Source organism: Peptoniphilus sp. HMSC062D09 (assembly GCF_001811425.1).
Lineage (GTDB): Bacteria > Bacillota > Clostridia > Tissierellales > Peptoniphilaceae > Peptoniphilus_A.
The window spans coordinates 79214-98524 of record NZ_KV804703.1 but is presented as its reverse complement, the minus strand read 5'-3'; the positions used below and the strand labels follow the sequence as shown (position 1 = coordinate 98524).

Genomic DNA, 19311 nt, shown 5'->3' with positions numbered 1-19311 from the left:
ATTAACCCTTCCTTGCTTTCAAAGCTTTTATAACTGCAGTAGTGATAATAACAGAAAGTATTGCTTCAGGTATGCCTGATGTCACAGAGACACCGAGGATTGCTGACTTTGCACTTTCCATTGGGATATTTAGGGCTTCTACATATCTCTTTGCATAGATTAGATAAATTCCTCCAAGGACTAAAATTGTGTTAGTCATGGAACCTACAAAGGCACCTATGGCAATAGGGAAGTCTTTTTCGCTTGACTTAAAGGAATAAACTAAAAAGCCAAGACAAAGTATGAGAAGAATTACTACAAAGGTTATGTTAAGCGTTGAGCCATCGCCAGTAATATTCTTATAAAGTAGGAATGCCAAGAATATTGAAACAAGCCCCCACAAAACTTTTGTAAGATTTCTCAAATTTTTGTCTTCAAGCTTTTTCATTGCTGTGTAAGAGTAATAAGAAGTTATCCCAATTAAAACTCTAGGCACAACTGAAATAAGTGGATTGTAGAAGACAAAGGCAACGGGACTTGCGTTTCTTAAAATTGCATTTAAGAGAGATGACACGCCAAATATAAGTCCAACAAGTGCGCCCACAATAGGGCCTTCAGCTATAGCTGCAATAATTACAGGTATATGCATAGTTGTCGCGTTGATAACTCCAAGTGGAATAAGTCCAAGGGGAGTTAGACTTAATACAACTGTGATTGCACCAAGCATAGCAGCTATTACTAGCTTTCTGTTACGGTCAGTAGTTTTATTCATTTTTACCTCCAGATAGGGTTCATAAAGATACCCTTCATGCATCAAAATTATTTGATGCTGTTATAACTTACTAGCCCGCCTGAATCTTTTGCTGAATAAATTGCATTGGCAATAGACCTAGAAATTGTCTTTGCCGCAAGTATTCCCACTAAGTTTATATCTGCATCAACTTCGCCGCTTGCAAGTGTAAAAATAGTATCTCCATCGTTCATGGTATGGACTGGATTAATTGACCTTCCATAACCATCATGAGCCATTTGTGAGATCTTGTTACAGTTTGCCTTTGTTAGCCTTGCATTTGTCGCTATGACAGATATAGTTGTGTTGGCTGGGCTAAATTGATTATAATCGTTTAAGCTCTTTTCGTAAAGACTATTTGTGTCTAAAAACTTTTTATTTGCCCTGTCATAGACTCCGCCGATTCTTTTTCCAGCTTCATAGTCAAAAATATCTCCAAGAGCATTTAGGGCGACAATAGATGACACGACTAGGTCACCAACTTTTATTGATGACTGACCTATGCCTGACTTCATGGCAAAATCATTGCCCAAAATTTTTCCAACGCTTGCGCCACAACCTGCACCGAAATTACCCTCTGTTTCATCTTTATCCTTGGCAGACTTTGCAGCCTCATAGCCCATTTTAAAGTCTGGTCGAACTTTGGAATCTCCAAGAGCAAGGTCAAATAGGACTGCACCAGGAACTATGGGAACAACTCCAACGCCAACGTCAAATCCAGCGCCCTTTTCCTCCAAAAATTTCATAATGCCGCCGCCTACATCAAGACCATAGGCAGAGCCACCAGTTAAAAAAACCCCGTGAACCTTTTGGACTAAATTTTCTGCTCTTAGAAGATCGGTCTCACGAGTGCCAGGCCCAGCTCCACGAACATCAACTCCTGCAGTAAAACCATTTTCACACAAGATGACACTTGTACCAGTTAGGGCCACATCATCTTCTGCGTGACCAAGTTTAATTCCCTTGACATCAGTTAAAAATCCTTCGTACATATTTCCTCCTCCATAAAAATTTTTTATTCAAATTAATTTATCAAAAGCCCCATCACTGATGAGGCTTAATTTTTTTTACTATTTATTTTTTCTCTTTTCATTGACGGATACGACTTTATCCTTAAAAGTGTAGTCCTTGTCGCGTCTGTCGTCGATTTTTACAACAGAGTAGACCCTATTTGCTCCAGCCTCAAAGACAGACTCCTGCATCCTTCTTATTACTTCATATAAAACTGAAAGGTCACTGTGAGATATAACTGTGCCCATGGGGTTTAGTTCATAAGTTAGTCCTTCCACTTCTCCAATTGCATCAAGGGCACCTGCTATGTACTTACTTACAGATGTCTTTTCTGTTCCAATAGGTACAAGTGTTAATTCTGCTACTGCCATTTTTTCCTCCTAATTTTTTATTCTTGGCAAATTCCAATTTTTCTTTACTGCCAAAAGCCTGATGATTAAAACTGCAAAAAAGCATATTACCATTGAAATTTGATAGTTACAAAAATGTCTTGCTATTATAAAAGCTATGGCACCAAGTATGCAGGCGCCAGCGTAAATTTGCTCTCGAAAGATAAAGGGAATAGTCCCTGCCAAGACATCACGAATCATTCCGCCGCCAACTCCAGTAATTGATCCCACAAAGATCAAAAGAAATTTTTTGTCGTAGCCAAGGGAGATTGCCGTCGCCATTCCCGTTATGGTAAAAGATGCAAGACCAATAGTGTCTGTTATAATCATAAACTTATTCATAAATTTCATCCAGTGAGTGTTTTCGAAGTCTTGCTTAAGAGAATAAAAGATAAAGACCAAAATCGAAAAGACAGTGGATATTATTGCGTTAGTTGAGTTTTGGAACATCTTTGGCGGCGTTATTCCAAGGACTAGGTCGCGAATGAATCCACCTCCAAGGGCTGTCACTAGACCTAAAACAATTACACCAAGTATGTCCATCTTCTTTCTGCATCCAAGTATGGCACCAGAAATAGCAAAGGCAATTGTGCCAATGATGTCGAAAAATACATTTAATTCTAAATAATTTCCATTCATGCATTCATTATATCAAAGTTTAATTTTATGAAGTGAGAAATTTCAATAATTTAAAAAATTTTTTTCAATAATGCTTGAAAGACCAAATCCAAGATACATGGAAGACGAAATGTATGGTATAAATTGCCAAACTTGTGTGCTTGCTTATGAAACTTACAGAAGTTATTAAAAGCACACTGACAATTAACTCTTGTAAATATCTTGTTTTATTTCATTAAAAGTGATAATATTTAATTACCGAAAGCCTTATTAGTTAAGGATAAGGGACTCATACGAGGAAAGAGCCTTATTAGTTAAGGACATTGCAAGCAGGCTGTTTAGCCTGCTTAATTTTTGGGGAAATTTATGAAATTTGAATTATTTGATGTTTATCTGGTTGATTTTAAAAATAATATAGGTGGAGAATTACAAGGGAAGCATTATGCTGTAATATTGTCTAATTTTTCTTATACGGATAAAACTATTTTAGTTGCACCAATTACAAGTAAAAAGTCAGGTAAAAAATATCGTGGTGGCTTTACAATAAATTGTAGAGATTATCAGCAAAATCCAAGCTATGAAAAAGCTTTTGTAAGGGTTAATAAAATAAGAGAAGTTTCAACAGAAAGAATATTAGGGAATAGAATTTACAAATTAAATGATCTTGATATTGATAAATTAATAAAATCATTTAAAAATGTTTTTAAGTTTATATAACTTGAGTTAAAGCACACTAACTATTAAAGGTTAGATGTGCTTTTTTAAATGGATATAATCATGAGTTAATCCTTTAAAAATTACAGGCAAATTCATTGGTTAAATATTTTACAAGTAGCCAATAGGATTTTAAATTCTCAATCATATTTTGAAAAATTAGTAAAAAATTTTTAAACTTTGTTATAATAATACTATTGGAGGAATTATGAGTATACTTATAAAAAATATTTCTTATTTAGATATAGAAAAGGAAAAGATTATTGACAACGCAGATATTTTTATTGAAGAAAATAAAATAAAAAAAATCGGCGAAAATTTAAAGCTTGATGCAGATGAAGTCTTTCATGGAGAAAATAAACTTCTTACACCGGGTTTTGTAAATGCCCACACTCATCTTGGCATGTCCTATTTTAGAAATTATGCTGACGACTTGGCACTTATGGATTGGCTAGAAAATGAAATTTGGCCCATTGAGGCAAAACTCAATGCGGAAGACATATATTGGTCATCCATGCTATCTATCATTGAAAATATAAAATCTGGCGTTACAAGTTTTTGCGACATGTATTATGAAATGGATAGGGTTGGCGACGCAGCAATAGAATCTGGCATTCGTGGAGTCCTAACTCGTGGAATGACAGATGTAGACGGCAAGGGCGAAGAAAAGCTTGAGGAATTTGATCAGCTTTACAAAAACTATCAAAATAAATGCGGCGGCAGGATAAGGGTTGTGCCTGCACCTCACGCAATTTACACCTGTTCTACAGAATTTTTAAGAGAAATTGCAAAGAAATCAGTGGAAAGATACGACAGTCTTATTCACATTCACTTATCAGAAACCCTAACAGAAGTGGAAAATTCAAAAAAAGAATATGGTATGACGCCAATAGAATATGTAAATTCACTGGGACTACTTGATAGCCAAATAATTGCAGCCCACTGTGTCCACATTACTGATGAGGAAATTGAACTTGTAAAGGACAAAAAATTCTACCCAGTCTATAATCCTAGTTCAAACTTAAAACTTGCCAGTGGCTTTACACCAGTTGATAAAATGCTAAAGAATAATATTAAATTGGCTATGGGAACTGACGGCGACTCATCAAACAACAACCAAGACTTTGTAGAAGAAATGCACATAGGTGGCATTGTCAACAAGGCTGTTACCATGAATGAAAAAGCTGTGCCAGCCATAGAAATTTTAAAGATGGCAACAGTAAATGGGGCAGAGGCCCTTGGCTTTGAAAAGCTGGGACTTATAAAGGAAGATTACCTTGCTGACCTTGCGATTTTTGATTTAGAATCAAATTCCTTCACACCGAGAAACAATCTCATCTCAGCTCTTGTCTATTCAGCAAACTCTCATGATGTTGAATCAGTGATTTGCGACGGCAAATTTATTATGAGAGATAGGGAGCTTGTAAATGTAGATGAAAAAGAAGTGAGAAATAAGGTTATATTTATTTGGAAGGATATTCAAAACCGATGAAAAACTTTTTCAAACACTTTTTTAAATTATTAATTTTAGTAGTTGCTGTAGTAGCTTTTAATTATTTATTTATGATTTTGGCTTCTCTACTGTTATATGGTAAAACATATTTTTATCATAATTGGGAACATGCCAACCTTGTAATGCTAATTGGAACTACGGGACAGTTCTTAAGTGCATTTTTAATAACTAAGTACGTTATAAAAAAACCTTTTAGCTTTCTATTTTTTAAAAAAGATAATTTATTAAAAAATATTGGAATAGGTCTCTTAATAGGATTTTTACAAATTACTGTTTTTGTAATAATTGCAGTTATTTTAAGAGGATTAAGGCTTAAGGAAATAGTGTTTGAAAATTTAAATTTATTTTTTATAGCTTATTTTGTAGCATTCTTTATACAGTCAAGTTCTGAAGAGCTTTTAGTTAGAGGGATGCTTACAAGAGCTTTGTTAAACAAATTTGGTAAAAATGTAGCTATATATGCTCCATCAATATTTTTTGGATTACTTCACTTAGCAAACAATGGAGTTACATTTTTATCAACACTTAACACAATTCTCGTGGGAATATTTTTTGCAAAATTATTATTTTACACAGACAATATCATGGTGACTTCTGGAGCCCACGCAGGCTGGAACTTTTCCATGGCAATGATTTACGGCTTAAATGTCAGTGGCTTTAGTGGCTTTGACAGCCTGCTTAATTTTAAAATTTTAAGTTATAACTTGTACGACAAAACCTATGGGCCAGAGGGCAGCATAGTAGTGACTTTTATTGAAATTATTAGTATTTTTATTATATTTTATTTAGAAAAAAGAAAGGGAGTTAAAAATGGATGAGAAAAAAATAGTTTACTCTGGAATTCAACCTTCAGGTTCCCTAACTATTGGAAATTATATTGGAGCCTTGAAGAACTTTATTGGCCTTCAAGATGAATACAACTGCCTATACTGCATAGTTGACATGCACGCCATAACTGTAGCACAAGAGCCAAAGGACCTTAGAAAGAACACTCTTGATGTCCTTGCTCTCTACCTTGCAGCAGGTCTTGACCCAAAGAAGTCAATAATTTACATTCAGTCTCACGTTCCAGCCCACGCTGAACTTGGCTGGGTCCTAAACACAATGACAGGTCTTGGTCAACTTCAAAGGATGACACAGTTTAAGGATAAGGCAAAAAAATACACTGATGTCCAAGCAGGACTACTTAATTATCCAGTTCTAATGGCAGCAGATATTTTGCTTTACAACACGTCCTTCGTGCCAGTGGGAGAAGATCAAAAGCAACACATTGAAATCACAAGGGACTTGGCACAAAGATTTAATTCAAGATATTCTGAAACTTTTACAATTCCAGAAATTTTGACACCAAAGGTGGGGGCGAGAATCATGTCTTTAAAGGATCCATCTTCAAAAATGTCAAAGTCCGATTCAAATAAAGACGCCTTTATTTTAATTTTAGATTCAGAAGATGACACTAGAAAGAAAATAAAAAGAGCTGTTACAGATTCATCTGGCGAGTTTAGGTATTCAGATGAACAAGCTGGACTAAAGAACCTCATCAACATTCACGCCTCCTTCTCTGGCATGAGCCCAAAAGAAATCGTAAAGAAGTACGAAAATCTTGGCTACGGAGAATTTAAGGAAGACTTGGGAGAAGTTGTAGTTGAAGGCCTAAGACCACTTAGAGAGAGATTTAAAGAAATTAGAGATGACAAGGCATATCTTGAATCAGTCTACAAGGAAGGAGCAGAAAAGGCATCCTACCTTGCCAACAAAACTCTAAGAAAAGTTTATAAAAAGGTTGGCTTTATCCCTAGATAATCGAATTTTTATTGATTTCAAAGGATTTTTGTGGTATCTTTTATATTAATTGGGAGGTGCTCAATGAAGAAGAAAATTTTAATATTATTGGGAGTCCTTGTTGTGGGAGGAATTTTTGCCTATCCACAGATTCGAAACAAAATGCTTGAAGCAGAATTTAAGAGGCAAAACCCTGGAGTAGATATTATTGGCAGGGCAGATGGACCGACAGCTATTTTTACCACAAATAATAAAAATAAAAACAAAAACAAAGATAAAGATGGAGAAAAAAATAATAATCAAGAAGCAGACCAAGCAAGTGCTATAGGAATAATTGGTGGGTCTGACGATTCTAAGGTCCTATATCCAAAGGTGGATCCAGATGCTGAATTTACCTTCCAAGCTTCTGATTTTTTAAGGGCTAAGGATTTTATTTTTGAGTCTTCATCAGTTAAAAAGGACCTTGAGAAAGATTATGACAATGCGGCAAGAGCTTTTGGCTTTGGAAGTGAATCTAAAGAACCAGAAAAGGATTACAAGATGGAAGATGCCACAATAATTGGAGCAGTCATAAACTCAAAGGGATTTAGTGGTGACAAATTAGTCTTAGATATTAACACCTATTCCAATGTTAAAAGTTTAATGAAATCTACTTATATCTTAGGATTTGAAGATGAAAATGGAAAAGAAATCAAAGAACTAAAGGTAAGAATAAATTCTTCAGAGCCAGAAGATCATCAAAATGTAAGGGAAGAAATTGGTGGGATTGATAAGTACGAAAAGGTAATCATATTTTTCAAGCAAGTAGAAGTTGTAGAAGACAATGATTCCACAAGTTACCTCACTCCTATACAAAACTTGACAATAGAAAACAAGCAATAAAAAAGAGGATTGTAAAAATTTATATTTAGAGAGAGACTGTTTGCTGAGAGGTCTTTATAAACTTTACAATTGTAGCTTTTTTGCTTCTTTGGTGAATCAAGTAGCCAGAGACGACTTATCTCGTTAAAGATTTTAAAGTGTTTATTGAAAAATAAAAATTAAGGTGGTACCGCGTCTTTCGTCCTTAGGGATGGAGGACGCTTTTTATTTTTAAATTATAAAAAATATAGAAAAATATAAATTTCGAGGAGGAAAAATGAAAGACTTAAACAAAACTTATGATCCAAAGGATTTTGAAGAGAAAATTTATGACTATTGGATGGAAAATAATTATTTTAGGGCAGAGGTTGATGAAAATAAAAAACCTTACTCTATTGTTATGCCACCTCCAAATGTAACAGGCAACCTTCACATGGGTCACGCTCTTAATAACACAATTCAAGATGTTTTAATCAGGACAAAGAGAATGCAAGGCTACTCTGCCCTTTGGATTCCAGGCACTGACCACGCATCTATTTCTACTGAAGCAAAAGTTGTAGAAAAACTTAGAAGTGAGGGCATAGACAAGGAAGACATTGGTAGAGAAAAATTCTTAGAGCGTGCTTGGGACTGGACTCATGAATATGGCGGAAATATTGTAAATCAACTTAAAAAACTTGGAATCTCCTGCGACTGGTCAAGACAAAGTTTTACTCTTGACGAAAATTTATCCAACGCAGTAGAAGAAGTTTTCATCGAACTTTATGAAAAGGGACTAATTTATCGTGGCAACAGAATTATAAACTGGTGTCCATCTTGCGAAACTTCAATTTCTGATGCAGAAGTTGAGCACATTGAAACTGATTCAAATATTTGGTACTTCAAATATCCCTTTGCAGACAGGGAAGGGGGAATTGAAATTGCAACAACAAGACCAGAGACTATTCCTGGAGACCTTGCCATTGCAGTAAACCCTAATGACGAAAGATATACTGACCTTGTTGGCGAATATGTAATGATTCCAGTAATGGGCAACAAAAAAATTCCAATTATTGCCGACGAGTATGTTGAAATGGACTTTGGTTCTGGTGCAGTAAAGATCACTCCATCTCATGACCCTAACGATTTTGAAGTTGGATCTCGTCATAATCTTGGTCAACTTGTAATCATGGATGGCAAGGGATATCTTAATGAAAATGCAGGCGACTATGCTGGCATGGAAAGATATGAGGCTAGAAAGAAAATAATTGAAGACTTTGAAAAACTTGGCTACTATATTGGCAAGAAGCACCACCACAACGCTGTTGGTCACTGCGAAAGATGTAAGACAGTTATCGAACCCCTAATCTCCAAGCAATGGTTCGTAAAGATGGCGCCACTAGCAAAGCCTGCCCTTGAAGAATATAGAAAGGGCAACCTCAACATCGTACCTGAAAGATTTGGAAAAATTTATGAAAATTGGCTAGAAAATATCCGCGACTGGAATATTTCAAGGCAATTATGGTGGGGACACAGACTTCCAGTTTGGTACTCTGACTCTGACGATGAAATTGTAATTTCAAAAACTGATCCATCTAACACTAAGGGTCACGAAGGAAAAACATATACTCAAGACGAAGACACCCTAGACACTTGGTTTTCATCTGCCCTTTGGCCTTTCTCAACAATGGGTTGGCCAGAAAAAACTCCTGAATACGAATATTTTTATCCAACAAATGTCCTTGTAACTGGCTACGATATAATTTTCTTCTGGGTAATAAGAATGGTCTTCTCTGCCCTTGAACAAACGGGCAAGCTACCTTTTAAGGATGTACTTTTAAATGGACTTGTAAGAGATGACCAAGGAAGAAAAATGTCTAAGTCACTAGGCAATGGCATTGACCCACTTGACATCATAAGAGACTACGGTGCCGATGCCCTTAGATTTACTCTTGTAACTGGAAACACACCAGGTAACGACATGAGATTCTACACAAAGAGAGTTGAAGCCAACAGAAACTTTGCCAACAAACTTTGGAATGCAACGAGATTTCTCATGATGAATATGTCCGATGAAATTACAGATTCCAACTTCGATGTGGAAAAACTTCACTACGAAGACAAGTGGATCCTTTCAAAACTACAAAAAGTTATAAAACAAATTACAGAAAAAATCGAAAAATATGATATTGGACTTGCAGCAGATGACATCTACGACTTTATCTGGTCAGACTTCTGCGACTGGTACATTGAAATAGTAAAACCAGTTTTATATTCCGATAATCATGAAGAAAAGACGAACACAGTAAAAGTTTTGCTCTATGTCCTAGAAAACATTTTAAAGCTTCTTCACCCATTTATGCCATACATCACAGAAGAAATTTGGCAAGCCCTACCTAATAGGGAAGAGGCCCTAATTGTTTCTAAATGGCCAGAACATAAGGAAGAACTTGTCTTTGAAAAGGAAGAGAGAGCCACAGAATATATTGAAAATGCAATTCGTGAAATTAGAAATGCAAGAAGTGAAATGAATATCGAAAATTCAAAAAAATCCAACACTCTTGTCTACACTAAGGATCCAGAAGTGAAGGAAATCTTTGAAGAGATGAAGGGACTTTTATTAAGCCTTGGCTATTCAAATTCTGTTGAAATAACTGATGACGAAGGCAGAAAAAATTCAGAAAATATTGCCATAGTTCTCGACAAAGCAGAAATTCAACTTCCACTAAAGGAACTTGTGGACTTTGAAAAGGAATTAAAGAGACTTCAAAAGGACAAGAAGGATGCAGAGGCTGAACTAAAAAGAGCCAAGGGCAAACTATCTAACCAAGGATTTGTTTCAAAGGCTCCAGCAAAATTAATTGAAGAAGAAAAAGAAAAAGTTACAAAATACGAAGAAATTTTAAAGACAGTGGAAGAACAAATTGTAAAGGTTGAAAAAAATCTATGACATACACAGAAGTTGTAAAAAACATTGAAAAGAGAATTGGGAAATTTAAGTCCAAGGGCAACATCCGAATCAAAAAGTTTTTGGAAAAAATTGGCTCTCCCGAAAAAAACCTAAAGGTTATTCATGTGGCAGGGACCAATGGCAAGGGCTCAACTGTTAATTTCATAAAAGACATCCTAAAGGAAGATTATAAAGTTGGATCCTTTGTTTCACCCCACCTCATAACTTATTGCGACAGAATAAAAATTGGCGACCAGGAAATTTCACAGGAAGACTTTGGAGAAATCGGCCAATTTATAATAAGTAAGGAGCCGGAAATAATTGAAGATTATGGCGAGTTAAACCTCTTTGAATTTTTGACCATAATGGCGATAATTTACTTTGATAGAGAAAAAGTTGATATCGCAGTTTTGGAAGTTGGCATGGGAGGCCGTGCCGACTCCACAAATATTTTCACCAGCCGCGAAAAATTAATTTCCATTATCACATCAATTTCCATGGACCACATGGAATACCTTGGCGACACCATAGAGGAGATTGCAGACGCCAAGGCTGGCATAATAACAGATAATGGACTTGTCCTTACAACAAATAAGGATCCAAAAATTCTTGGAGTAATAGATAGGGAAGCAGAAGAAAAGTCCGCAGAAATTTATTACACAAAGGATTTAGAAAGTGAAATTATAAAGTCCGACCTAAGGGGAATTGACTTCAAGGTAAAATTAGGTGACTGGGAAGAATTTTCTCTCACACAAATTGGTGACTACCAAGTGGAAAATGCCCTGGGAGCAATTTATGCCCTCTATCTCTTAAAGGAGAAGGGAATTATAAAAATTTCCACAGAAAAAATTAGGGAGAGAATAAAATCTTCAAGATGGGCGGGCAGAATGGAAATTGTATCGAGAGATCCTCTAATAATTTTAGATGGCGCCCACAATTTTGACGGCATCAAAAAATTAGTGGAGTCCATTGATAATTTTAAGTTCAAAAAACTTTACCTCATCATGTCAATTTTGTCAGACAAGGAGCACAAGAAGATGTTAGAAGAAATTTCATCTTTCACAGATGAAGTGGTCTTCGTGAACTTGGACTACAAGAGGGGGACAAGTCCAGAAGAATTAAAAAAAGAAGCATCAGGCTATGGACTTAAGGCAGAAGTCATGAGTGTTGAAGATGCCATTAATCATTACCAAGAAAAATATGAAGATGGCGATTTAATTTTAATAACAGGCTCTCTTTACTTTGTGAGTGAGGCAAGGGCAGAAATTTTAAATTACGACTACAGGGTTTAAAAATTTTATTATTTAGAAAATTTGTAAGAACTTTGGAATAAAGTTTTAACAATAATTTTATATAATGATTGCGGTGATAATATGAAAAAGATTAGATTCGCAGTCATTATTTTTTTAATAATTTTTCTTGTAAGGGGATTTTCCATCCACAGAAATAGGATTTCAAGTGAGATAAGTTTAAAAGACAGTGAAAATTTTACAAGAGGCGAAGATTTGTCAGACAAAATAAAAATAATAAAGGAGAAGGCAAAAAAAGATGAGGGCTATGAATTTGTCTACGAAAATATTGACAAGCTCCCAGACAAAATGATAAAGCTTGCCGCAAAAAGGGAAGAGGCACTGGGTTTTATACTTGGATACTTAAAAGATGATAAAAGTCTTGCGAAAAAAAGTGAAAGTTTTGCTGTAAATAATCCAGTGAAATTTTATCTACAATTTGATCCTCGTTGGGGTTACGAAAAATATGCAGGCGGACTAATTGGCACGAGAGGTTGCATGCCAACGACTCTCTCCATGGCTTTAAGCGGCTGTGGGATAAATAGGAGTCCAAAAGAAATTGCAAAGTTTGCAGAAAAAAATGCTTATGTTGAAGCCGGCATGAGTTCATGGAATCTTATAGAAGATTATTTAACAAAAGAGGGTTTAGGAGTTCGAGGAATTATGAAAAGTGAAACAATTAGTGAACTTGAAAAGGGAAATCTTGTGATTTTATCTTTCAAACCAGGCATTTTTACGGATACAGGACACATAGCTTTGGCATGCGGACTTGATAATGAGGGGAGAATTATTTTAAATGACCCAAACTCTGTTTATAATTCAAAAAACAGATGGCAGTACGATAAAATAAAAAAAGAAATAAAAGCAGCTTGGGCTGTTGAAAAAAATAAATGACAAAAAATAATAGTTCACATCCTATTAGGAAGATCTCATACAGAAAAATTTTTGCACATTCACGCATACTCAAAAAACTTCACAAAATCAAAAAAAATAAGACCATGGATTTTTTTCCATGGTCCTTTTTAAGTTTAAGTTAAATTATTTTGTTTCTTTAACTTCTTCTTTTTTGTCGTCTTTCTTTTCGTCTTTAACTTCTTTAACTTCTTCTTTCTTTTCGTCTTTCTTTTCTTCTACTTTAACATCAGCCTTGAAGCCAAGTTGTTCTTTAGCTTCAACAAGTGCCTTAAGTTCATTTTCGAATTGTTCAGCAGTAGCTTTTTCGTCATCTAGTAGAGATTTTGCAGCTGCAACAGCATTTTCAAAGTTTGATTTTACTTTGTCGTCAGCTTTTTTGTAAGCTTCAGATTCACGAACTTCTTTTTCATTAACAAGTTCTTTTTTAACAGCTTCTTTAAGTTCTTCTAATTTAGGAGCAACTTTTTCTTCTTTAGCAGCTTCTTTTTCAGACATTAATAAAACAGTGTTTGTAGCCTTGTCATAGTCAACGCCAAAACCAAGAGCTTCGCCTAGATCTCTAAGTTTGTAGTAATTGCTGTCGTCAACCTTGTATGCAGTAGCAGTAAGAGCCTTGTCGCCAACCATTACCTTGTCGTTAGTAAGCATTCCCTTAGATTCAGCCTTAACTTCTTTTTGGTCAGTTTCAGCAAGCTTGTAGTCAGCACCCTTAGTTAGAGTAACCATTGCGTCCTTGTATTCAACGCCAAATTTAGCCTTAGTGTCTTTTAAAACAGCAGCTAAATCTCTAAGTTTGAAGTAGTTGTATCCGTCAATATTGTATCCGTAGATTACAACATCTTTTCCGTCAAGCTTAACTTTTTGAGTAGTAGCCTTAACATCTTTAGTTTCAACTTTTTCTTTTACTTCTTCCTTAACTTCTTTAGCTTCTTCTTTAACTTCTTTTGCAAGATCCTTAGTTTCTTTTACAGCTTCTTTGCCTTTTTCTTCAACTTTTTCTTTTGCATCAGTCATAGCTTCTTTAGCGTCTTTAGCAATTTCTTTGCCAGCTTCCTTAGCATCTTTTACCATTTCTTCAGCCTTAGTAGTTTCTTTAACTGGAGCCTTTACTTCTGGAGCAGCAAAAACTGGGCTTGCAGTAGATAGTAGCATGATACCTGCTAAAGATAGTGATGTAATTTTTTTGTTCATTTTTTATTCCTCCTAAAAAATATAAGTTAACTTAATTATACAGAAAAGGGATAGGAAATCAATTCCAATCCCTAAATTTGTGACTTATTTTTACATTTTTAATAATTCTGTAACATTAATTGTTGCTATAAGCGTAAACGAAACCGCCGCTTGCATCTACAGCAATAAGACTAGATTTTGTGTAGAAATTATAAGTTCCAGCTTCAGGCGTTACTTGTTGATTTGCATTAAGTTCATTTTCCTTTAAAAATCTTTTCTTATCGCCAACGATATCCATAAAGTCACGAGCCACTTTTTTTGACTCCTCTTCACTTAAATGTTTTTCCAAGAAAGGATACTTTTCGTTAGGGAAGTAGTCAAACTTATAAAATCTTAAATTATTATTCTTGTCAAAGATAAATCTCATGGATAAATTCTTCTTTTCATAATCCTTTAAAAATAATTCATAAACCTTGCCATCGTCAACTTCTTCTACCCTCATGACACCATCCTTTAAGTAGTCGCCAAGGTCAGTAACCTTTCTTAACTTATCAATAATAGCAAGGTCCTTGCCGTCCTTAGCTGGATCCACATCACGAGTAGGATCTTTTTCGTAGCCATTGTCAATAGAGCAGTAAAACTCTTTTTCATTCCACTCAAGCTTTGCCTCCATGGCATTGGCAAGAGCCCTTGCAGGAACATAACAAGTGTCCTTTAAGATGAAAGTAGGAGAATCAATTGTGTAGACAATATCGTCAATCCTATACTCATTAGAATCGACATAAAAAACAATTTTCTTGCCCTTGTTGATAATCTCAACCTCTTTAGTGTCCCCCTTCCAATTAACATCGGCGCCTAAATTTTCAGAAACAAGGCGAAGGGGAATGTGGATTCTGTCATTTTTCACAACAAATTCCTTCTCGAAGACAATATTATTAATAACTAGAGTCATCTTTTTTTCGCTCCTAGCACTTACGCCAGTGAAGAGTAATAAAAAAGATAACAAAAATAAAAGTTTCTTCTTCATAAAATCACTCCTTTAATATATTATACCACTAAAAAAATTTAAAGAATTTACAATAAAGTTAAGATTTCAACAAAAAAGCTTCTGGAAAAATCCAGAAGCCTTAACTTTTTATGACAAACTTTTCGCCACAAGATTTACAAGTAACTCTAATTTTGCCCTTGTCCTTTGGCACCTTCATTTCAAACTTGCACTTGGGACATTTTATGTACTTGTAAACTTTTCTATTATCATATTTAGTTTTTGAAGAAGAAAATTTTCTTCTTAGGGGATCAACTGTGGATAAAAATTTTTTATTCTCAGCATACCTTGCACTAATGTCTCGAGAAAAAGCCCTGTAATAAGAATAGGCAATTAAGACCAAAGATCCAGCAGATAGGGCAGCCGTCTTTACAAATAAATTTATAATAAGAAGAATTAGAGCAAGAAATAAAATAAATTTGCCCAGCTCATCTTGACCATACCTTCCAATCATAAACTTTCTCATCTTTTCTTTAAAGTTCAAAAAAATCAACTCTTTCTAATATTCTTTTATTTAGATATCTTACCCATTTAAGAATTTTTAAATCTATGTGACTTGTGATTAAAAGGAAGAGAATGTTATAATGAATAAGGGTGAGACCATGGCAAATGTAAATATAAGAATAGAAGAAAATTTAAAAAATGAATTCGAAAAAGTTTGTGAATCTATGGGCATGACAAGGGACGAAGCCTTTGAAATTTTTGCCAGAGCAGTTGTTGACGAGGGAGCTATGCCTTTTGAAGTAAAAGCAAGTGACGCATTATTACTAGGACCCTATAATTCTTTTGACGAAATAATTAAAGAGGCAGACCAAGAAATAGAAAAAGAAAACAAATTGCAGTAGCAAAAATTTATTTTGCCTGTTATAATGTAAAGACAGCAAAACTATATTGTCTGTAAAAATTTTTTTAGATTTTACATGAAATGTAAAAAAATTATAAAAATATTTTAAAAAATAGTTGACAAAAAATAAAAGCTTCAGTATAATATATTTTGTTGTTAAAACTTCATGCGGGAATGGCGGAATTGGCAGACGCGCTAGACTTAGGATCTAGTTCCAACGGAGTGGGGGTTCAAGTCCTCTTTCCCGCACCAACAATAAGCACACAAGTTAGCTTGTGTGTTTTTTTGTACCATTTTTTTAAGAAAACTTTTAAGGATATAGTAAAAAAATCCGAAGTAATTATTTTTAGATAATACTTCGGATTCTTTAATAATATTTTATTTTTTGGCTATTTATTCTTCTCGCTAATTTTATTACTTTTCCTATAGATATTATAATATTTATCATCTCTTGATTTCAGACCATCAATATGTTCAAATAAATCATCTTTTATTTTTCGACCCAGTGGATCTAAAACAAAGTCGATTCCTTCTCTTCTGGCTAATTTTGCTGCAGGTACAAAATCGGAATCTCCAGCTATTAGAACAATTTGGTCAACTTGCTTTTTATATGCTAGTGAGGCTATGTCTATTCCAATCTTCATATCAACGCCTTTTTGCCTGATATTAAGTTGAAAATCAGATTCTTGTAATTCAGAAACTGTAAGAGAGTGGTTGAAAAGTTTTTTAGTTGCTGAAAATTTTAAATTGTAATTTAAATCATAGTCTGAAAGAGTGCCTAACCTCAAAGCGACCTTTCTTTGTTTTTTAAGTTCATTTATTAGTTCTGTCATCCACTTATACAAATCAGATTTGCCTAAATTTACATCCTTTTGTAGATAAGGATGGAATATGTTAGTTGATATAGGTGGACAGTCGTAATAAAATATTCTATATAGTTCATTATATACAGTATCACCATCTTTTTTATCCTTTAAATGTCTGAGGCAATATTTATACATCGCATCAACAGTTTCCTTAGGTGTTTGCATTCCAAAAACAGAAGCATTTATTTTTCTGTAATAGGCTCCGTCAACTAATATAGCAGTTTTCATAAATTCTCCTTATAAACAAAAAATCCTTGGTTTTGCCGCATCCCATATGGTGGGAGAGCTACTTCCAAGGATTGATTAATAATTTTTACAACAAGTTGTTGTACATATATATTATATCCTTTTCAGTAAAAAATCAATCAATATATAAAATAAAAAATAAGATTTAATAAAAGTAAAGAAATTAAAAATTCTGTGGATAAAATTTTATTAATTTCTAAACATATAATGCCATTATTAGCTAAAAAAAGCAATACAGAGATAATAAAAATACAGTTACTCGCAAAAAGTAAGAGTCTAGAACAATTTAGATTCACAAAGATAAACCTCAACAAAAAGCAAGGGCAAAATATTTACAATTAAATTACATTTGCAAGAATCCGAGAAATTCTCTTTTTTAAAAATTTCTATAGAGTATAATGTAAGGTATTGGAGGAATTATGAAGAAGACTTTTAAAATATTTTTTGCATTTATACTTATAATTTTGATTTTCATATATATAACGGGACTTTATTTATTTAGAGATAGGTTTATGCCAAGGACCTATGTCAACGGCCACGACTTTGGACTGACAAAAATTTCTGAATTTGAAAAAAATTACGAAGATTTATCTAAAAAATTTGTCCTAGAAGTAATTGCCAAGGACAAAAAAAATAATGACAAAATTACAGCAGAAGAAATAAAATTTGAAGAAAAAATTGGCAGCGGATTTGTGGATCAAACTCCACTATATTGGCCCGTTGCATCCCTAGTGGACAAACACTATAAGCTTGACACAAACTTAAAATACGATGACTCAGCTCTTACAAATAGAATAAATAGCCTAAAGGCAGTGCAAAATGAATCAGTTCATTCCACTGATGCAAGAATTATCTTCGACAAGGATGAATTTAAGGTTGAAAAAGAAGTTCATGGCGATTTTTTAAAGCGAGATGAACTTAGACAAGCAGTCTTAGGTCATTTTGCCGACAAAAAGGAAAAACTAAATCTTGAAGAAGAAAATCTTTATATTGAACCGAAAATAATAGCAGATAGCGACTACATCAAAAATCAACTTGCATCTTACCAAAATCTTTTTACTAAAAAAATAACTTTTGACTTTGATGACAGAAAAGAGGAAGTGACAGGTCAGGGCATAATTGCCATGTATTCCAAGGCTGATGACGGAAGCCTCGTCATTGACGAAGAAAAGGTGACAAACTTCGTGGAAAAACTTGCAGCAAAGTATGACACCTTTAGGACATCAAGAATATTTAACGCCACAGGCATTGGGACAGTAAAAGTTGACGGCGGCATCTACGGTTGGATTACCGATAGACAAAAGACAAAGGACGAAATAATTGCTGCCCTAAAAAGAGATGAGCCAGTTACAATAAAACCAATTTACAGGCAAGATGCAGTGTCAAGGACAGTGGACGATGTGGGCAACACCTATATCGAGGTGGACCTTGCAAGGCAAAAACTTTGGTACTACAACAAGGGCAATTTGGAAATTGAGACGGACATAGTATCAGGCAACCCAACCCTAGGCAACGGAACACCAACGGGCACAGACAGAATTTGGTCTCGCGAGAGAAATAGGTACCTAACAGGCGAAACCTACCGCTCAAAAGTTTCCTATTGGCTTCCTATAAATTGGTCAGGCGTGGGACTTCACGATGCCGATTGGAGATCAACTTTCGGCGGAAAAATTTACCTAAGTGGCGGCTCTCACGGCTGCGTAAATGTGCCACCAGCGGTGATGAAAAACCTCTATCCAAAAACCTTTAATGGCATGCCAGTAATAGTCTATGACTCAACAAGGCAAAAAATAGCATCACCAGCCCCACAAGCACAACCACAAGCACAGGTGCCAGCACAACAACCAGCCCCAGAACAGGTGCCAGTAGCACAACAATAAAAACAAAAAACATCGGCCATGATTAGAAAACCACAACATGGTCGATTTTTTATTAATATTTTTACAAAAAACCTATTAAATAAAAATCTCAAGTGAGAAAAATAACTTGGCAACAATACCCAGCTTTCCGTTAAAGTGGGCAGGTAATCACCTTTGCCAATATGCCGTAGAAGTAGTCGAGTAATAAGCAAAAAGTCCGGAAGCGTAAAAAATTTTGCTGTTTGAGAGAGCGAAGCGAACGAGTTCAAAATTTTTAGCTGGAGGGCTTTTTGCGTAGCTGAGGGTCGAGGCCCCTGCCAGGGCACGGGGGTGTGGGGGAGGTCAAAGGAGGGGGTAGAGGGGGCATTGCCGCCCCCTTTACCCCCTCCTTAAAATAGAAAATTAATAATAAAAAAATAATTTATACTTTTAAAGCGAAGCTTTCTTTCTTTTGATCCAGGGCGTGGGGTGAAAGGGGTGGTTTGGAGGGG

General features: G+C 35.0%; 18 protein-coding genes, 1 tRNA gene and 1 other annotated feature. Of the genes, 11 read left to right on the top strand and 8 right to left on the bottom strand.

Annotation, left to right across the window (positions count from 1 at the left end):
• Position 1 precedes the first annotated feature (1 nt).
• The 4 genes from HMPREF2801_RS03150 to HMPREF2801_RS03135 form a co-directional block, all read right to left on the bottom strand.
• Positions 2 to 751, bottom strand: coding sequence for an ECF transporter S component (locus HMPREF2801_RS03150; protein ID WP_070610512.1), 750 nt, complete (start codon positions 749 to 751; stop codon positions 2 to 4).
• A 47-nt stretch (positions 752 to 798) separates the two neighbouring features.
• Positions 799 to 1761 (bottom strand): P1 family peptidase, encoded by a 963-nt coding sequence (locus HMPREF2801_RS03145; protein ID WP_070610511.1) that lies wholly within the window; start codon positions 1759 to 1761, stop codon positions 799 to 801.
• Positions 1762 to 1839: 78 nt separating this feature from the next.
• Entirely contained in the window at positions 1840 to 2151 is a 312-nt protein-coding gene (locus HMPREF2801_RS03140) for an MTH1187 family thiamine-binding protein (protein ID WP_070610510.1), read from the bottom strand.
• A gap of 9 nt (positions 2152 to 2160) precedes the next feature.
• Entirely contained in the window at positions 2161 to 2808 is a 648-nt protein-coding gene (locus HMPREF2801_RS03135; RefSeq protein WP_070610509.1) for a trimeric intracellular cation channel family protein, read from the bottom strand.
• A gap of 345 nt (positions 2809 to 3153) precedes the next feature.
• On the opposite strand from HMPREF2801_RS03135, the gene HMPREF2801_RS03130 reads away from it, so the two are divergent.
• The 8 genes from HMPREF2801_RS03130 (at position 3154) to HMPREF2801_RS03095 (ending at position 12769) form a co-directional block, all read left to right on the top strand.
• Entirely contained in the window at positions 3154 to 3504 is a 351-nt protein-coding gene (locus HMPREF2801_RS03130) for a type II toxin-antitoxin system PemK/MazF family toxin (RefSeq protein WP_070610508.1), read from the top strand.
• A gap of 205 nt (positions 3505 to 3709) precedes the next feature.
• Positions 3710 to 4993 carry an amidohydrolase gene (locus HMPREF2801_RS03125; protein WP_070610507.1) on the top strand — a complete coding sequence of 428 codons (1284 nt, stop codon included), beginning with the start codon at positions 3710 to 3712 and terminating at the stop codon, positions 4991 to 4993.
• On the top strand, positions 4990 to 5832 hold the full coding sequence (locus HMPREF2801_RS03120) for a CPBP family intramembrane glutamic endopeptidase (RefSeq protein ID WP_070610506.1): 843 nt from the start codon (positions 4990 to 4992) through the stop codon (positions 5830 to 5832). Before HMPREF2801_RS03125 ends, HMPREF2801_RS03120 begins: the two co-directional genes overlap by 4 nt.
• Positions 5825 to 6817: a tryptophan--tRNA ligase gene (gene trpS, locus HMPREF2801_RS03115; RefSeq protein ID WP_070610505.1), complete on the top strand. Its 993-nt coding sequence runs from the start codon at positions 5825 to 5827 to the stop codon at positions 6815 to 6817. Before HMPREF2801_RS03120 ends, trpS begins: the two co-directional genes overlap by 8 nt.
• A gap of 63 nt (positions 6818 to 6880) precedes the next feature.
• Positions 6881 to 7678: a hypothetical protein gene (locus HMPREF2801_RS03110; RefSeq protein WP_070610504.1), complete on the top strand. Its 798-nt coding sequence runs from the start codon at positions 6881 to 6883 to the stop codon at positions 7676 to 7678.
• Positions 7666 to 7867, top strand: a binding site (T-box leader). It overlaps the preceding gene by 13 nt.
• A 67-nt stretch (positions 7868 to 7934) precedes the next feature.
• A complete protein-coding gene (locus HMPREF2801_RS03105) occupies positions 7935 to 10586 on the top strand; it encodes a valine--tRNA ligase (RefSeq protein WP_070610503.1) in 2652 nt (883 codons plus the stop codon).
• Positions 10583 to 11878 carry a bifunctional folylpolyglutamate synthase/dihydrofolate synthase gene (locus HMPREF2801_RS03100; RefSeq protein ID WP_070610502.1) on the top strand — a complete coding sequence of 432 codons (1296 nt, stop codon included), beginning with the start codon at positions 10583 to 10585 and terminating at the stop codon, positions 11876 to 11878. The genes HMPREF2801_RS03105 and HMPREF2801_RS03100 overlap by 4 nt, the downstream gene beginning before the upstream one ends.
• Before the next feature lie 81 nt (positions 11879 to 11959).
• A complete protein-coding gene (locus tag HMPREF2801_RS03095; RefSeq protein ID WP_019125715.1) occupies positions 11960 to 12769 on the top strand; it encodes a C39 family peptidase in 810 nt (269 codons plus the stop codon).
• A gap of 144 nt (positions 12770 to 12913) precedes the next feature.
• Here HMPREF2801_RS03095 and HMPREF2801_RS03090 read toward each other — a convergent pair whose 3' ends face one another.
• From HMPREF2801_RS03090 to HMPREF2801_RS03080, 3 genes are all read right to left on the bottom strand, one after another.
• Complete coding sequence (locus HMPREF2801_RS03090) at positions 12914 to 13981, bottom strand: hypothetical protein (RefSeq protein ID WP_070610501.1); 1068 nt, start codon at positions 13979 to 13981, stop codon at positions 12914 to 12916.
• A gap of 115 nt (positions 13982 to 14096) precedes the next feature.
• Positions 14097 to 14987 (bottom strand): copper amine oxidase N-terminal domain-containing protein, encoded by an 891-nt coding sequence (locus HMPREF2801_RS03085; protein WP_070610500.1) that lies wholly within the window; start codon positions 14985 to 14987, stop codon positions 14097 to 14099.
• Between the two features lie 100 nt (positions 14988 to 15087).
• Positions 15088 to 15489, bottom strand: a complete 402-nt coding sequence (locus HMPREF2801_RS03080; protein WP_083303702.1) for a hypothetical protein — start codon at positions 15487 to 15489, stop codon at positions 15088 to 15090.
• Between the two features lie 118 nt (positions 15490 to 15607).
• Between HMPREF2801_RS03080 and HMPREF2801_RS03075 the strand changes: the two genes are divergently transcribed.
• Positions 15608 to 15850, top strand: coding sequence for a type II toxin-antitoxin system RelB/DinJ family antitoxin (locus tag HMPREF2801_RS03075; RefSeq protein WP_070610564.1), 243 nt, complete (start codon positions 15608 to 15610; stop codon positions 15848 to 15850).
• A gap of 167 nt (positions 15851 to 16017) precedes the next feature.
• A tRNA-Leu gene (locus HMPREF2801_RS03070) sits at positions 16018 to 16101 on the top strand.
• A 137-nt stretch (positions 16102 to 16238) separates the two neighbouring features.
• Here HMPREF2801_RS03070 and HMPREF2801_RS03065 read toward each other — a convergent pair.
• Positions 16239 to 16943 carry an NYN domain-containing protein gene (locus tag HMPREF2801_RS03065; protein ID WP_070610499.1) on the bottom strand — a complete coding sequence of 235 codons (705 nt, stop codon included), beginning with the start codon at positions 16941 to 16943 and terminating at the stop codon, positions 16239 to 16241.
• 437 nt (positions 16944 to 17380) lie between these two features.
• Here HMPREF2801_RS03065 and HMPREF2801_RS03060 point away from each other — a divergent pair, with 437 nt between their 5' ends.
• Complete coding sequence (locus HMPREF2801_RS03060; protein WP_070610498.1) at positions 17381 to 18841, top strand: L,D-transpeptidase family protein; 1461 nt, start codon at positions 17381 to 17383, stop codon at positions 18839 to 18841.
• Positions 18842 to 19311: the final 470 nt, after the last annotated feature.

Coding starts and splice junctions, on each gene's coding strand:
- HMPREF2801_RS03095 (WP_019125715.1), top strand. CDS start 11,960: ATGAAAAAGATTAGATTCGCAGTCATTATTTTTTTAATAATTTTTCTT.
- HMPREF2801_RS03145 (WP_070610511.1), bottom strand. CDS start 1,761: ATGTACGAAGGATTTTTAACTGATGTCAAGGGAATTAAACTTGGTCAC.
- HMPREF2801_RS03140 (WP_070610510.1), bottom strand. CDS start 2,151: ATGGCAGTAGCAGAATTAACACTTGTACCTATTGGAACAGAAAAGACA.
- HMPREF2801_RS03090 (WP_070610501.1), bottom strand. CDS start 13,981: ATGAACAAAAAAATTACATCACTATCTTTAGCAGGTATCATGCTACTA.
- HMPREF2801_RS03105 (WP_070610503.1), top strand. CDS start 7,935: ATGAAAGACTTAAACAAAACTTATGATCCAAAGGATTTTGAAGAGAAA.
- HMPREF2801_RS03120 (WP_070610506.1), top strand. CDS start 4,990: ATGAAAAACTTTTTCAAACACTTTTTTAAATTATTAATTTTAGTAGTT.
- HMPREF2801_RS03100 (WP_070610502.1), top strand. CDS start 10,583: ATGACATACACAGAAGTTGTAAAAAACATTGAAAAGAGAATTGGGAAA.
- HMPREF2801_RS03060 (WP_070610498.1), top strand. CDS start 17,381: ATGAAGAAGACTTTTAAAATATTTTTTGCATTTATACTTATAATTTTG.
- HMPREF2801_RS03125 (WP_070610507.1), top strand. CDS start 3,710: ATGAGTATACTTATAAAAAATATTTCTTATTTAGATATAGAAAAGGAA.
- HMPREF2801_RS03110 (WP_070610504.1), top strand. CDS start 6,881: ATGAAGAAGAAAATTTTAATATTATTGGGAGTCCTTGTTGTGGGAGGA.
- trpS (WP_070610505.1), top strand. CDS start 5,825: ATGGATGAGAAAAAAATAGTTTACTCTGGAATTCAACCTTCAGGTTCC.
- HMPREF2801_RS03130 (WP_070610508.1), top strand. CDS start 3,154: ATGAAATTTGAATTATTTGATGTTTATCTGGTTGATTTTAAAAATAAT.
- HMPREF2801_RS03085 (WP_070610500.1), bottom strand. CDS start 14,987: ATGAAGAAGAAACTTTTATTTTTGTTATCTTTTTTATTACTCTTCACT.
- HMPREF2801_RS03075 (WP_070610564.1), top strand. CDS start 15,608: ATGGCAAATGTAAATATAAGAATAGAAGAAAATTTAAAAAATGAATTC.
- HMPREF2801_RS03065 (WP_070610499.1), bottom strand. CDS start 16,943: ATGAAAACTGCTATATTAGTTGACGGAGCCTATTACAGAAAAATAAAT.
- HMPREF2801_RS03150 (WP_070610512.1), bottom strand. CDS start 751: ATGAATAAAACTACTGACCGTAACAGAAAGCTAGTAATAGCTGCTATG.
- HMPREF2801_RS03135 (WP_070610509.1), bottom strand. CDS start 2,808: ATGAATGGAAATTATTTAGAATTAAATGTATTTTTCGACATCATTGGC.